The organism is Rheinheimera sp. (assembly GCF_037442345.1).
Lineage (GTDB): Bacteria > Pseudomonadota > Gammaproteobacteria > Enterobacterales > Alteromonadaceae > Pararheinheimera.
Genome location: NZ_JBBIQL010000030.1, coordinates 32929 through 47581 on the forward strand (window position 1 = coordinate 32929; position 14653 = coordinate 47581).

Annotated in this window: 14 protein-coding genes; 10 read left to right on the plus strand and 4 right to left on the minus strand. The window is 52.1% G+C overall.

Annotated features, from left to right (window positions below):
- The 6 genes from WKJ04_RS16355 to WKJ04_RS16380 all read left to right on the plus strand — a co-directional run.
- Window positions 1-1150 (plus strand): TonB-dependent receptor (locus tag WKJ04_RS16355; RefSeq protein WP_337881398.1); only part of this gene is annotated, 1150 nt, incomplete at its 5' end.
- A gap of 116 nt (window positions 1151-1266) precedes the next feature.
- On the plus strand, window positions 1267-1935 hold the full coding sequence (locus tag WKJ04_RS16360) for a hypothetical protein (protein ID WP_337840319.1): 669 nt from the start codon (window positions 1267-1269) through the stop codon (window positions 1933-1935).
- Window positions 1936-3396 (plus strand): M48 family metalloprotease, encoded by a 1461-nt coding sequence (locus tag WKJ04_RS16365; RefSeq protein WP_337881399.1) that lies wholly within the window; start codon window positions 1936-1938, stop codon window positions 3394-3396.
- Between the two features lie 9 nt (window positions 3397-3405).
- Complete coding sequence (gene arsC / locus WKJ04_RS16370) at window positions 3406-3753, plus strand: arsenate reductase (glutaredoxin) (RefSeq protein ID WP_337881400.1); 348 nt, start codon at window positions 3406-3408, stop codon at window positions 3751-3753.
- Window positions 3750-4334: an NAD(P)H:quinone oxidoreductase gene (wrbA, locus tag WKJ04_RS16375; protein WP_337881401.1), complete on the plus strand. Its 585-nt coding sequence runs from the start codon at window positions 3750-3752 to the stop codon at window positions 4332-4334. Before arsC ends, wrbA begins: the two co-directional genes overlap by 4 nt.
- Before the next feature lie 8 nt (window positions 4335-4342).
- Complete coding sequence (locus tag WKJ04_RS16380; RefSeq protein WP_337881402.1) at window positions 4343-4747, plus strand: DUF2069 domain-containing protein; 405 nt, start codon at window positions 4343-4345, stop codon at window positions 4745-4747.
- Between the two features lie 45 nt (window positions 4748-4792).
- Here WKJ04_RS16380 and queE read toward each other — a convergent pair whose 3' ends face one another.
- Window positions 4793-5458 (minus strand): 7-carboxy-7-deazaguanine synthase QueE, encoded by a 666-nt coding sequence (gene queE / locus WKJ04_RS16385; RefSeq protein ID WP_337881403.1) that lies wholly within the window; start codon window positions 5456-5458, stop codon window positions 4793-4795.
- 89 nt (window positions 5459-5547) lie between these two features.
- Here queE and queC point away from each other — a divergent pair, with 89 nt between their 5' ends.
- Entirely contained in the window at window positions 5548-6207 is a 660-nt protein-coding gene (gene queC / locus WKJ04_RS16390; protein WP_337881404.1) for a 7-cyano-7-deazaguanine synthase QueC, read from the plus strand.
- 51 nt (window positions 6208-6258) lie between these two features.
- Here the strand turns inward: queC and cysB are convergent, their stop codons facing one another.
- On the minus strand, window positions 6259-7236 hold the full coding sequence (gene cysB / locus WKJ04_RS16395; protein WP_337881405.1) for an HTH-type transcriptional regulator CysB: 978 nt from the start codon (window positions 7234-7236) through the stop codon (window positions 6259-6261).
- A gap of 135 nt (window positions 7237-7371) precedes the next feature.
- Here cysB and WKJ04_RS16400 point away from each other — a divergent pair, with 135 nt between their 5' ends.
- Complete coding sequence (locus tag WKJ04_RS16400; RefSeq protein WP_337881406.1) at window positions 7372-8064, plus strand: HAMP domain-containing sensor histidine kinase; 693 nt, start codon at window positions 7372-7374, stop codon at window positions 8062-8064.
- Window positions 8065-8155: 91 nt separating this feature from the next.
- The gene (locus WKJ04_RS16405; protein ID WP_337881407.1) at window positions 8156-8911 is read left to right on the plus strand and encodes a hypothetical protein; all 756 of its coding nucleotides are present in this window, start codon (window positions 8156-8158) and stop codon (window positions 8909-8911) included.
- A 56-nt stretch (window positions 8912-8967) separates the two neighbouring features.
- Here the strand turns inward: WKJ04_RS16405 and topA are convergent, their stop codons facing one another.
- Entirely contained in the window at window positions 8968-11556 is a 2589-nt protein-coding gene (gene topA / locus WKJ04_RS16410; RefSeq protein ID WP_337881408.1) for a type I DNA topoisomerase, read from the minus strand.
- A gap of 230 nt (window positions 11557-11786) precedes the next feature.
- Between topA and astB the strand changes: the two genes are divergently transcribed.
- Window positions 11787-13124 carry an N-succinylarginine dihydrolase gene (gene astB / locus WKJ04_RS16415; RefSeq protein WP_337881409.1) on the plus strand — a complete coding sequence of 446 codons (1338 nt, stop codon included), beginning with the start codon at window positions 11787-11789 and terminating at the stop codon, window positions 13122-13124.
- 38 nt (window positions 13125-13162) lie between these two features.
- Here the strand turns inward: astB and WKJ04_RS16420 are convergent.
- The coding region (locus tag WKJ04_RS16420; protein WP_337881410.1) for an Ig-like domain-containing protein at window positions 13163-14653 on the minus strand (1491 nt) is incomplete at its 5' end.

Genomic DNA, 14653 nt, shown 5'->3' on the forward strand with positions numbered 1-14653 from the left:
GGGGTTTTGGACCGGCCATCGTCAGGTCAGTCAGCATCTGGGGTTTGATGGGAGCAGCCCGACCTCTGCCGGTGGGGTTGTTGACCTGAACCGCCCTTTCTGGGGTGTGAATGCACTGCAGCAATGGCAATTCAATGCCCTGAGTCTGAGCCTTGGCACATCTTACGAACACAGCACAGACGAACGTCGTGGTTATGTGAATCAGCAGGGCCAGGCCACGGATTTACGACGTGACGAACAAGGCCAATTCAGCAGCCTCGACTGGTTCAGCCGGTTCAGTTACCAGCTACAGCCGGACTGGTTGCTCAGTGGCGGTATCCGGCACAGCCAAAGCCGGGTCCGGGTCAATGATTTTTACATCACAGACTCGAACCCTGATGACAGTGGTCGTACCCAGTTTAACGAACAAAGTGCGGCTTTCAGTCTGAGCCATCACTACGCTGCGGCCCGCAGCTGGTTTATCGGCACAGGTCTGGGGTTTGAAACGCCAACCCTGACCGAAATGGCCTATCAGAATGAAGGATCAGGCCTGAACCTGGCATTGAAACCAAGCCAGTCCCGGTCACTGGAACTGGGGCATAAATGGCAGTATCCACACTGGCGCAGCAGTCTGGTGCTATTTCGCACCGACACAGACGATGAACTGCTGACAGATCAGTCCAGCGGTGGGCGTACGACCTACAAAAATGCGGGCCGCACAGCACGTGAAGGCCTGGAATGGCTCTGGTACTGGCAAGCCACTGGGCACTGGCAACAACAGCTCAGCCTGACGCTGTTAAACGCCCGTTTTGCTGGCGAGGAACTGGATGGACAGCAGCTTCCAGGGGTCGCCCGGCAACAGCTGTATTGGGCGTTGAGTTATCTGCCTAGCCAAAACCCGACGCAAAAGCTGACACTGAGCACCACCTTACGCAGCAAGGTGGCGACCACAGACCAAAACCAAAGTTTCGCCCCGGGTTTTGGCCGGCTGGATTTGCGCTGGCAATCGGAACTCAAGGTCCGCGGGCAGCAACTGAGTTATGAACTGGCGGCGGAAAACCTGACCAACCATCAGTATGTTGGTGCCGTGGTGGTCAATCAGGCCAATGGCCGCGCTTTCGAACCGGCACTGCCACGTCAGTTCAGTGCGACGGTGCGTCTGGAGTTCTGAGCCGTGACAAAACAGCAAAAAAATGAAAAAAACTCTGTATGGCGCGTCGAACAACGCTTTTCGCCCGCTATTTGTTCGTTATAATTCGATAAAACCAGTACCTTAGAGCCGCCACTATGTCGATATCACATTCCAGAGCCCATCTACCCGACAATCCGACATTAAAAGAGATTAACTGGTACAAAAAACAAATTAACTGGGGCGAACTGCCACCTTTTTACCATATGGTGGCCCAATCGCTCGGCGAATCGGAAGGAGTGCTGACCCACGGTTTTGATAACGCCATCAAACGGATCAGCGACAAGCGCAACTGGAACTTGCAGGCCTTGGGCGGTTATATCGACAACAGCAACATTATTCACTGTGAAAATAAACCCCGTATTGCCCTGCATCAGGTATTTACTGACCGTGGTTTTGAACTTCAGGCCTGTTGTTATGCCAAAGACACACAAATCGATCAGTATGTGAAAGGCAACAAACTGCTGGATTTTTATATCTGGGATCCACACACCATGAAAATGGTATTGCGGATCAATCAGATGCATAAGTTTGTTGATTATTACTTTGAGTATGGTGACGATGCCGACCGGGCTTTAATTATCCATGCCCATAAGACAGTGATGGATCTGATCCAGCATTTAAAAACTGTGGTGAATGTAGTGAAAGTGGATGGCACCTCCATTGCTCAGTACTACGAAATCCAGCAGCGTAAATTAGGCAGCGCGGATCCGGACGAGTTGAAATTGGCAGCCATCAAAGCAGGAATGACAGAGTTCAGGAAATAAATGATTCAATTGGCAGTATCTTCGTTGAAAACGCCGGCGTTTTGGGCCGGTCTTGCATTTAGCGTATTCAGTTCAGTGACAGCGCAGGCCAACACCGCCCTGCCGGATATTGGCGGCAATGCATTTTCCACCCTGACCCCGGACACCGAAAAACAGCTGGGCGACGTCATGATGCGTCAGACCAAAAGCCAGTTGCCCATGGTGTATGACCCATTGCTCGACGAATACCTCAATGCCATGGGTAACCAGATGGTCGCGAAAGCCCAGGACGTGAAATTTCCATTCCGCTTTTATTGGGTGAATGACAAAAACATCAACGCCTTTGCCACTTTGGGAGGCAATATCGTCTCCCACACCGGTACTCTGGCCGTGTCAGATACCGAAAGTGAGTTTGCGTCGGTCATCGCGCACGAAATTTCACACGTCACCCAACGTCATATTGCCCGTTCGGTCGAGGCCCGTTCCCAAAATGCGCCGCTGACGCTGGCTGGTTTATTGGGTTCCATTATTCTGGCCACAGTGAATCCGGAAGCCGGTATGGCCGGTATTATGGCGACCCAGGGGGCCGCCCAACAAAGTGCCATTAATTTCACCCGTTCCAATGAACAGGAAGCTGATCGTATTGGTATTCAACTGATGGCCGACAGCGGCTATGACCCTTACGCTGTCCCCGAGTTCTTTAACAAACTGGCAGAGCGATCCCGTTTTGCCAATGCACAGCTGGCGTTTTTGTACACTCACCCCCTGTCACAAGCCCGGGTGGCCGACTCCCGCCTGAGAGCCGAACAATTCCAGAAACGTTTTGTCGCGGACAGCCCGGATTATGTGCTGACCAAGGCCAGGGTACTGGCGCGTTACTACTACGACCCAAAAGATGTGGAAACCAATTTCTTAAAACGTTTATCCAGCCCGGGTGGCAATACCAAAGCCAACCAGTATGGACTGGCACTGGCGTATTTTGATGGCAAAAAGGTCAAAGAGGCCGAACAGATCATTCTGAAACTACGCCAGCAGGAACCCGACAATCTGTATTACATCGACCTGTACACCGACATTTTGCTGGCAAAAGGCCAACACGATGAGGCCATGACGATGCTGGAACAGCAATACCAACTCAAACCCAATAATCAGGTAGTGACACTGAATTACGCCAACGCCGCTATTCAGGGCAAGTCCTACCGGTTGGCGCTGCATTTGTTACGGAATCTGCTGTATTACCGCAGTGATATTTTCCCGGCCTATGAAATGATTGCCGATACTTACAAAGCGATGGAAGATTATGCCCGTTATTACGAAGCCCGCGCTGATATGTATTACCAGCTCGCCATTTACCCCAAAGCCATCGATGATTTAAACGAAGCACTGAATCATCTGGCACCGGAAAATCAGCTGGAAAACCGCCGGCTGGAGGCGAAAAAGAAACAATGGCAAACCGAACTGAACCGGTTAAAACGCCTGTAAGGAAGAGTTATGTATAGGCTGTACCACAACAATCGCTGCTCGAAAAGCCGCGAGGCGCTGGCGCTACTGGAGCAAAAGCAACTGCAGTTTCAGGTTCGGTATTATCTGGACGATCCCTTAACCGCTGGCGAGCTTGTCGCCTTGCTTAAAGCTCTTGGTATGCCTGCCCGGCAGTTGCTGCGCAGCAAAGAGGCCGAATACAAAGCCCTTGGGCTGGACAATCCGGATCTCAGCGAACAGCAGCTGATTGAGGCGATGGTCAGTACACCCAAACTGATCGAAAGGCCGATACTGCAGTGTGATGACAAAGCCGTAATTGGCCGACCGGTTGAAAATCTGCTTGTGCTGTTGCCATGACCAAAATTCTGGTTCTGTACTACTCCCGTCACGGCTCTGTTGCTCAACTGGCCGAACAGATAGCCTTAGGTGTGGCTCAGGCCGGAGCCGAAGCCTTACTGCGCGCTTTGCCTGCAACAGACGGCAGTCAGTCCACAGTGCATCCATTATTCCTGCCCGATGAATTGATGCAGGCCGATGGTTTTGCCTTTGGCAGCCCGGTCCGTTTTGGTCTGATGGCGGCGCCTTTAAAACAGTTTTGGGATAGCACAGGCAGTGAATGGATCAAAGGCAGCCTGATTAATAAACCTGCCGCGGTGTTCAGCTCGTCCGGCAGTTTACATGGCGGCAATGAAGCCACCTTGCTGGGTATGATGCTGCCCTTATTACACCACGGCATGCTCCCTGTTGGCTTACCCTATTCAGAACCTGCCCTGCACCAGACGCAGGCAGGTGGCAGCCCCTACGGTGCCAGCCAGGTAACGGGTTTAAGCGGTGACAGGGCGCTTGGCAAAGAAGCCAAAGAATTGGCAGTTGCATTGGGGAAACGTCTGGCTACAATGGCGCAGATTTTAAAACAAGCCGGAACCCAGTTGCCATGAGCATGATGATGTCTGCCCTCACCCGCCGTTACCTTTGGTTAGGCCGTATCGGCTTTTTTGGTCTTTTTCTGTTGATGCCAGTGTGGGTCTTGTATCTGGTTCCGCCAGAAATGGGCAGCAGTGCAACCCTGCTACTGCTGTTATGGGGCCCGCTGTTTCTGCCACTTTGGGGCATTATGCAAGGCAAGGCCTATACCTTTGCCTGGGCGAACTTTATTGTAATGTGGTACTTCATTCACAGCCTGACCCATCTATGGATTAGTTCGGGTCTGGTGTTCTGGCTGGCGATGCTGGAGTTGCTGCTGTGTTGCCTGATGTTTATCGGCTGCACCTACTACGCCCGGTACCGGGGCAAAGAATTGGGGCTGAAGATCCCCAAACTGAAAGACGACCCCATCGGGCCCGCCCGCTGAAAAAAAAGCCGCATTGCGGCTTTTTTTCTCTGGCTGACCCATCCGTCAGCTGATGCCCAGGTATTTATGCACCTGCACACTTAAGCGCCAGTTGCGTGCAGTGCAGGTAGCGATGGCCAGTTCAGTGGCCCGGCGGCCCTGACTGATTGGCTGCAAATACACCAACTTGCCAGACAGGTCCAAACCCTGCAATAAAACATCCAGCTCTTCAATGTGTTTTTCCATCGCCACCGGATGTTTAATTTCATTGGCCCGCACCAAGGCACTTTGCAGCACCTCATAACCGCCTTTCATATTCACCTTGGGTGACACTGTGACCCAACTGGCAGGCGGCACCTGCACCTCAAAAGTCCCGCTGGTTTCAATTTGCGTCTGATAACCCTGCTGATGCAATAACTCGCATAAGGGGTTTAAATCATAGATACAGGGTTCGCCACCGGTGATCACCACATGTTTGGCCTGATACCCCTGCTCCCTAAACAACACCAGCAACTGCTCCGGGCTCAGACTGCACCAGTGCTCAGATTCGTCGGTTTTCTGCACAATCTGCGCCGGACTCTGCTCTAAATCGGCCGGAATGGCCCAGGTATGTTTGGTGTCACACCAGGCACATCCCACCGGACACCCCTGTAACCGGACAAAAATAGAGGGCGTGCCGGTAAAGCTGCCTTCACCCTGAATTGTCTGAAAGATTTCGTTGACTTTATACACCTGCGGGGGTTTTCCTTTAGCTTGGCGGCAGATTCAAGTACAATGCGCGCCCGAAAAAAGTTGCTTATTATAGCTGGAGCCCTGTTCTGATGCCGCAAAAAGTTGTTGTGATCTATTCCGGCGGTATGGATTCGTTTACCGTGTTGCACAAAGCCATAGCCGACGGTCATGAAGTCCATGCCTTGTCATTTAACTATGGACAACGTCATGTCAAGGAACTGGATTGCGCACGGCAGGTGTGTCAGGAACTGGGCCTGTCCCATAAAGTGGTGGATATTTCCGCCATTAATCAGCTGCTGGCAGGGTCCAGCCTGACCGATAACATCGATGTACCTGAAGGTCATTATGCGGCGGACAACATGAAATCCACTGTGGTGCCAAACCGCAATATGATCTTGTTGTCGCTGGCGGTCGGGTATGCAGTGTCACTGAATGCCCGCGCTGTGTATTACGGCGCCCATTCAGGTGACCATTTTATCTACCCGGATTGCCGGCCTGAATTTGTGCTGAAAATGCATGAGGTCTGCCAAATCGCCAACTACGAGCCCGTGGATATTGTCAGCCCTTATCTGAACGGCAATAAAATCGATATTCTGCGGGATGGTCTGGCAATGGGGCTGGATTACAGCAAAACCTGGACCTGCTACAACGGCCGGGCCAAAGCCTGTGGCAAATGCGGTTCCTGTCAGGAACGGCTGGAAGCCTTCGAACTGAACCACACCAAAGACCCTTTGGTTTACGAAGCCTGATCTGTGTTGGCCTACCAGAAAAGGCGGCCGCCTTTTCTGGGCTCACCCCACTTATTTCACCGGCAACTCAAAGCGGGAAAACATCCGGTCAATCTCTTCCTGGCTGCGCATCATATTGGCACGCTCAACCACTTCACGGGTTAAATGCGGCGCAAAACGCTCAATAAAATCATACATATAAGTACGAAGGAATGAGCCTTTGCGGAAACCTATTTTGGTGGTAGACGCGGCAAATAAATGACTGGCATCAATAGCGACCAGATCTTTATCCAGGTCTTTATCCATCGCCATCGAGGCTATCACCCCAACCCCCAGCCCTAAACGGACATAGGTTTTAATCACATCGGCGTCCGTCGCGGTAAACACAATTTTCGGATCCAGGCCTTTTTCGCCAAAAGCGCGGTCAAGCTCAGAGCGGCCAGTGAACCCAAACACATAAGTGACTATAGGATGCTCCGCCACATCTTCAACGCTCAGCTTGCGGTTGATAGCCGCCAGCGGGTGATCGTGGCGCACAATCACACTGCGGTTCCAATGGTAACAGGGCAACATAATCAGGTCGTTAAACAAATGCATGGCTTCGGTGGCAATGGCAAAATCGGCATCACCGCGGGAGGCCGCTTCGGCAATTTGCGACGGCGTGCCCTGATGCATATGCAACGAGACTTTCGGAAATTTCCTCATAAACCCACTGATCACCGGAGGCAAGGCATAACGGGCCTGCGTGTGGGTGGTGGCTATATTCAGCTTGCCCTGATCCGGTAAAGTATGTTCTTTGGCAACCGCCTTAATGCTTTCCACTTTGGCCAGAATTTGCTGCGCTATATCAATCACGTCCCGCCCTGCCGGTGTGACATGGGTTAAATGCTTGCCCGAGCGGCCAAACACCTGAATACCCAATTCGTCTTCCAGCATACGAACTTGCTTACTGATCCCCGGCTGGGATGTATACAGACTTTCGGCAGTCGCAGACACGTTCAGGTTGTGGTTAAGTACCTCAACAATATAACGAAGTTGTTGTAATTTCATGTGTCAGCTATCCATTCTTGGCATATGATATGAACACTATACGCTATCGTTTAGATATTCCAACTTATTTCGTTTTCATGTTGGACTATAACGAATAGTAACTAAAATCTGCTTTTAGACGAAGGTGAATTGGGTATGACAGGCGGTACTCCTGATATAGATTTTGCGACTGTACTGGCCAGTGCCGCACACGATATGAAAAACTCGTTGTGCCTGCTGATCCAATCGCTGGATACGCTGCGCCAGGAAGAAAGCCAGTTAAAACCTGCGGCCCGCGAAGAATTGTCACGTATTCATTATGAAGCGAACCGGCTTAATATCAACCTGCTGCAGTTGTTGTCCCTGTACCGGCTGGAGAAAGAGCAACTGCCGCTGCAAATAGACCAGCACCCTGTCGCGGATTTGTTTGAAGAAATTCAGCTGAACAATGAATTTTACAGTGAGCAGTTACAAATCCAGGTTGAGGTGGAAGCCGACCCTGAACTGATGGGGTACTACGATCAGGATCTGGTCGGTAATTTACTCAACGATATCTTTATCAACGCCTTGCGTTACACCAAAAGCAAATTATTGCTCAAAGCCGTACGCGACGCCAAAGGCCTGCTGATAGAAATTCATGATGATGGCCCGGGTTACCCCGATTTTATGCTCGAACAAGCCGATACATTGATGAAAGAACTGAATCTGAGCTCTGGTCGCACGGGGTTAGGCCTGTTTTTTGCAGGGTTAATTGCCAAAGCACACCGGAATCATGGGCGAACTGGCGCTATCCGCCTGAAAAATGGCGGTCAGTTTGGTGGTGCTGTGTTCAGTCTGTCGTTGCCCTGACGGGGTCATAGCATTTTGGATGGCTTGGGTTTAACATTGAGCAGAGAACAATTGAGCCCTGAAGTATTCAGGACACAATGGAGTTGGGATATTGTTTGCCATTATTATTGTTTTAGTCATTACGCTGGTGGTCATTGCGGTGATCGTCAGTGCTATCCAGCAGCATAAAGAGCGTCTGGCTGCACTCAAACGTGCCGAATTTTCCAAGCTGCGTAACGCGCTGGAAGACACTGAAGATATTCTGCTGAACGCGGCCAATGTGCCTTTAACCCGAGGCATAGTCAGCATGTTGCTCAAACGTATTCTGATGACGTTACGGGCTATGCTGGAACTGGAACCTACCTCGAAAGATCTGAAACAACGCATCAGCGAAACCGAAAAACGTCTGACCGATGGCAACGATACCATGGGGGGCGAAAGCCTGACCATGCCGGATAACGATAAACAAATTATCAGCATGATCCAGGGCATTAAAAAGCTGCGCACCATACTGCGCGCAGAACACGCCCGTGGCAATATTGACACTCAGAGTGTGGTGCAGGAAGACCGACGTCTGGAGATGCTGCAACTGCGCATCAATGTCGAAAGCCAGATCAAACGCGGTAATCAGGCGCGTGCCAGCGCTATGTTAGGCTCTGCCCGTCAGTGTTACGAAAAAGCGCTGGCCACCCTGAGTAATTGTGCTCATGCCGACGATTATGTCACCAACCGCAAATCCGAAGTCACGATGATTCTGGAAGACATTGCTACCGAACTGAAAGAAGGTAATTTGCGTGACAGGCAAAAACGTGCCGAGCAGGAGAGCAATGATCTGGATGTATTGTTTGCTCCCAAACGTAAATGGTAGTTTTTACCCATAAAAAAAGGCGGGTAAACCGCCTTTTTTAATCGCGCTGCAAGCCGCTATTTTTCCTTGCTGACCACCCAGCGCCCATCCTGGTACCAGGCCGACCAGCCAGTGGCTTTGCCATCTTTTTCCGTCATGACATACTGCTGTTTAGTCTTACGCGACCAGCGCAGTACCGTCGGATTCCCGGCACTGTCCTGGGCTGGGGCATCGGTCAGGTAATGGAACTTCGGCATCAGCCGGTCTTTGAAACGTACCAGTTCAGCAATCAGAGGTGCCCGGGTTTCTCGTGATTTAGGGAAAGTCGCTGCCGCGAGGAACAAACCTGCCGCCCCATCCCGCAATACAAAATAGGTGTCCGACTTTTCACACTTCAGTTCGGGTAAATGCACCGGGTCTTCTTTTGGCGGCGCTGCTTCCCCATTTTTCAGCAGCTTACGGGTATTCTTACAGGCGTCGTTGGTACAACCAAAGTACTTGCCAAACCGGCCAGATTTCAGCTGCATCTGACTGCCGCATTTTTCGCATTCAATGCTCGGACCGTCATAACCTTTCAGTTTAAAGGCGCCGGCTTCCACCAGATACCCATCACAACCCGGATTATTCCCGCAGACATAGAGTTTACGCTGCTCATCAATCAGGTAGTGATCCATCGCTGTGCCACATTTGCTGCACCGCTTTTTATGGCGCAGCACTTCGGTTTCCAGCTCGTCATCATCGGCCACCTGCACCACCTCATCGCCTGGCGTCAGGTTCATGGTGGTGGTACAACGCTCTTTCGGTGGCAGGTTATAGCCTGAGCAGCCTAAAAACACCCCAGTGCTTGCCGTACGGATCCCCATCTTGCGGCCACAACTGGGGCAGTCGATATCGGTCAACACAAACTGATTGGTCCGCATGCCTCCTTCTTCAGGAGCCGCTTCTGCCTGTTTCAACTTGCCAGAAAAATCCCCATAGAACTGATCCAGCACGTCACGCCATTTCAACTCACCTTCAGCAATATCATCCAACCGGACTTCCATATTGGCAGTGAAGTCGTAATTCATCAGATCACTGAAATTTTCCACTAAACGGTCTGTGACAATTTCACCCATTTTTTCGGCGTAGAAACGGCGGTTTTCTACTTTCACATAACCGCGTTCCTGAATGGTTGAAATAATGGCGGCATAAGTCGAAGGACGGCCAATACCACGTTTTTCCAGCTCTTTCACCAGACTGGCTTCGCTGAACCGCGCCGGTGGTTTGGTAAAGTGCTGCACAGGGTAAAGCTGCTGCAAACTCAGGCTCTGGCCAGGTTTGACATCCGGCAGCTCCAGCTCTTCTTCATCTTTGCGCTTTTGTGCTGGCTGCACCCGGGTCCAGCCATCAAATTTCAGCACCCGGCCCTTGGCTTTTAATTCAAAATCGCCCGCCTGTACCGTTATGGTGGTTACATCGTACAAGGCCGCTGGCATCTGGCAAGCCACGAATTGGCGCCAAATCAGCTCATACAACTTGCGCGCGTCCGCTTCCATGCCGCCCAGACTGGAGGCGAGCACATTCACTTCAGAAGGGCGAATGGCTTCGTGCGCTTCCTGGGCATTGGCTTTGCTGCCATAAGACAATGGCTGCTCTGGCAGGTACTTTTTACCAAAATTCTGTTCGATATACGCACGACACGCAGCGACTGCGTCCTGACTTAAATTGGTCGAGTCGGTACGCATATAAGTGATGTGACCCGCTTCGTACAGGCGCTGCGCCAGCATCATGGTCTTCTTTACGCCATAACCCAGACGGGTACTGGCGGCCTGCTGCAAGGTGGAGGTGATAAAAGGCGCCGAGGCTTTGCTGCTGGATGCTTTGTCTTCGCGTTCCAGTACGGTAAAGCTGGCTTTACCCAGCGCCGCTACTGCGAGGTCCGCCTGAGCCTGATTCAGTGGCCGGAAAGTTTTGCCGGCCTCTTTCGTCACTTCCAGACGTAAGGCTTGCTGCAGCGCTGTTTGGGTATCAGCATCCACAGTCCAGTATTCTTCCGGCACAAAGGCTTTGATTTCGCGTTCACGTTCCACCACCAAACGCACAGCGACCGACTGAACCCGACCAGCGGACAAGCCACGGGCCACCTTTTTCCACAGCAGTGGCGACACCATAAACCCCACCACACGGTCGAGGAAACGTCGTGCCTGCTGTGCATTTACTCTGTCGGTATTGACCTGCCCAGGTTCTTTAAACGCATTCTGAATGGCATTTTTGGTAATTTCGTTAAACACCACCCGCTTAAATTTTTCGGGTTCACCGCCAATAATTTCCTGCAAGTGCCAGGCAATGGCTTCCCCTTCGCGGTCCAAGTCCGTTGCCAGATAAACAGTGTCTGCTTTTTCTGCCAGAGCTTTCAGCTCTTTCACAACTTTCTCTTTGCCAGGGAGAATTTCGTACCGGGCCTGCCAGTTTTTCGGGTCAACGCCCATCCGGTCCACCAGAGCCTGGTATTCCTTTTGTTCTTTACTCAGCTTGGACGCTTTGTCTTTGCCTTTCTCTTTACTGCTGCTGGTGGGCAGGTCGCGAATATGGCCAACACTGGACTTCACGACATAGTCGTTACCCAGGTATTTGTTAATCGTTTTGGCTTTTGCAGGTGATTCGACTATGACTAGAGATTTCGCCATTTTGTGATTTAGATCCCGACCCTGAGAGCGTGTTAGAAGACAGTTCTTTTTTAACGTATATCCGTAAACTCAAGTTGTGACAAGAGTATAAGTTCATTATTATGCCCAAAGGCCGTGAATTTACGGCCTTTCGCTGAATAAAACAGCGACCTCCAATGAAGCAAACTTAAAGTGGCTGCGCAAAAAATAACAACAGAGCCACATCATCTTTTCGAAGGAATAAAGCAAAAATGAAGTTTTTTGAAGCTAACTTTGACGGGCTGGTCGGCCCGACGCATAACTATGCCGGCTTGTCCGTCGGCAATGTGGCCTCGCTGAATAATGCCAAGTCCTTGTCCAGCCCAAAACAGGCCGCCAAACAAGGACTGCAGAAAATGCAGGCCTTGTCGGCCCTGGGTCTGGTGCAAGGGGTGCTGGCTCCCCAAGAGCGGCCAGATGTGTACACCCTACGCCGTTTGGGGTTCAGTGGCACTGATGCGCAGGTGATTCAACAGGCAGCGAAACAAGCACCCGAAGTGCTGCGGGCTGTCTGTTCAGCCTCCAGCATGTGGACGGCTAACGCCGCCACAATTTCGCCAAGTGCGGACACCGCCGACGGTAAGGTGCATTTTACCCCGGCTAACCTGACCAATAAATTCCACCGTTCCTTAGAGCCACAAACCACTGGCCGCATTTTAAAAGCGATGTTCAGTGATGACCGGCATTTTTCCCATCACAGCCATTTGCCGGACAACGACCATTTTGGTGATGAAGGTGCGGCCAACCATACCCGTTTATGCCGGAGTTATGGTGACAAAGGTGTCGAGCTGTTTGTGTATGGCCGCAGCGCTTTTGATCGCCAGCAACCGGCGCCCAAAAAATACCCGGCCCGTCATACCAAAGAAGCCTGCGAAGCTGTTGGTCGCCTGCATGGATTGGCCGATGAGACCCTGGTATTAATCCAACAAAATCCGGATGTAATTGACCAGGGCGTATTTCATAACGACGTGATAGCGGTAGGTAACCAGAATGTGCTGTTTTATCATCAGCAGGCCTTTTTGCACACCGAACAAAAGCTGGCAGAAATTCAGCGAAAATTCGGTGAACATCCGCTGCACTTTATCGAAGTGAAAACCAGTGAAGTCAGTGTTGAAGAAGCAGTGAAAACCTACCTGTTTAACACTCAGTTGGTTACGCTCAGCACAGGGGATATGGCCATCATAGCGCCTACCGAATGCCGTGACAGCGCTACGGTCTCCGCTTATCTGGAGCAGTTAACCGGCCGCGGCACCCCGGTGCGCCAGGTGCACTATATGGACGTGAAACAAAGCATGCAAAATGGTGGCGGCCCGGCATGTCTTCGCTTGCGGGTCGCGCTCAGTGAGCAGGAATTAGCGGCAGTGACCCCGGCCGTGTTGATGAACGATGCGCTGTTTGCCCGCTTAAATCAGTGGGTGGACCGCCATTACCGTGACGAGCTGACCGAAGCCGACCTGGTCGACCCGCAGCTGCTGATTGAAAGCCGTCAGGCGCTGGATGAGCTGACGCAAATTCTGCAGTTGGGTTCGGTGTATCAGTTCCAGCGTTAAGCATCAAGGCCTGGGTTCACCAGGCCTTGTTATTTCAGTTACAGGGTATCGGCACAGCTGAGGCCCTGGCCGTACGGATTGCTGGCAGGTTCTGCTGTCTGCTCCGCAACATAGTCACCAGACACATTCAGCCTGAAACTACGTCTGCTGATATTTTCCGTCCCTGCGGCAGTGCCAGACACCCGCAACTCCACCACAGTCCAGGGGGCATGATCCACAGGGTAAGACAACTCAAAAGTAGCCACTCCATTGGCATCGGCCTGAACTGTGCGAGGCACAGAGGTTACATTGCCAGGTGTTAACTGGCCGTCATTGTTGCGGTCTTCCCCGGCGTCCAGAATCCCATTGAAATTTACGTCTTCTGATGGACATGCCGCCGCAGTGATGACAGGTGCCCACACTTTAAAGTTAGTTTCATCAGGCGATTCAACCCAATAGCCTTTGTCATAAGACATGGACAGGACCGCCACATTCAGCGCTTGCCCGGCCACTGGATTGCCTGAGGAGTCGGTCACAAAAATCGAAAACTGCTGACGAAAAACAGATTCACTGGGCTCCTGAATGCTGTTCCCTGTACCAAAGCGGAAAAACAGGGTTCGCCCGCCTACGGCCAGCGCCACAGTTGAACTGACCGCCGGACTGGTATCCAGCACCACGCCGGATACAGTCAGGTTATGGCCTGTGGCCGCACCGGTCAGACTGTCGGCTGTAAACACAGTGGTCGCCAGACCTTGCGAGTCGGTGACCGCTGTCGCCGGGTCCAGCTGCCCCCCTGGTGCGCCATTGAGGTTAAAGGCCACAGTGCGGTTTTTGACCGGGTTGTTATTGGCATCACGCACCACAGCCCGGACCACCGACTGTTCACCAGGCCCAACCTGAGTGGGCACAGCCTGCAGTTCAACCCAGCCTGGATGGGTTGCAACAAATTCGACACTGGCCCGGGTCGACAGCAAATCGGTTGCTCCGGAGCGGATCTCGGTCGCAGCGATATTGGCAATGCCAGCGAAATCTGAACGTACCAATACCTGAGCCTGCCCCTGAGCATTGGTCTGGCTGTCCACAGAGACGGTATTCAGAGCTCCGCTGGTCAGGCCAAGACGTCCTCGGGTGGTGCTGAAGTTCACCGCTTTGCCCGCATTGGCTGCCCCATTGATTAACCAGTTAAGTGTCAGCGCATGTTCAGTACCCAGCGGCACTTCTGCCACAGTGGGCTCGGTTGGCACAAAACTGAAACTGTCTGTCTGAATAGCGACATCCTGCACCGCGACAGCGCCCAGCCCTGTAATACGCAGTGAATCCTGCCCTCCGCTTTGAGCTTTGTAACTAAAACTGATACGGCCACTGTTGCCGGATGTGACAAAAGTCGCCGCACTGATCGGATTTCCTAAGGACGAACTGACGGTGAGGATTTCCCCCTGAATGCCATTGCCCGCCGAGTCCGTTAAGTCGGCGGTCATGGTGACAGTATCCCCCAGCACCACGGAACGGGGGGCCGACAACAGAATGCGGGTGCCGACCACCTCGACCTT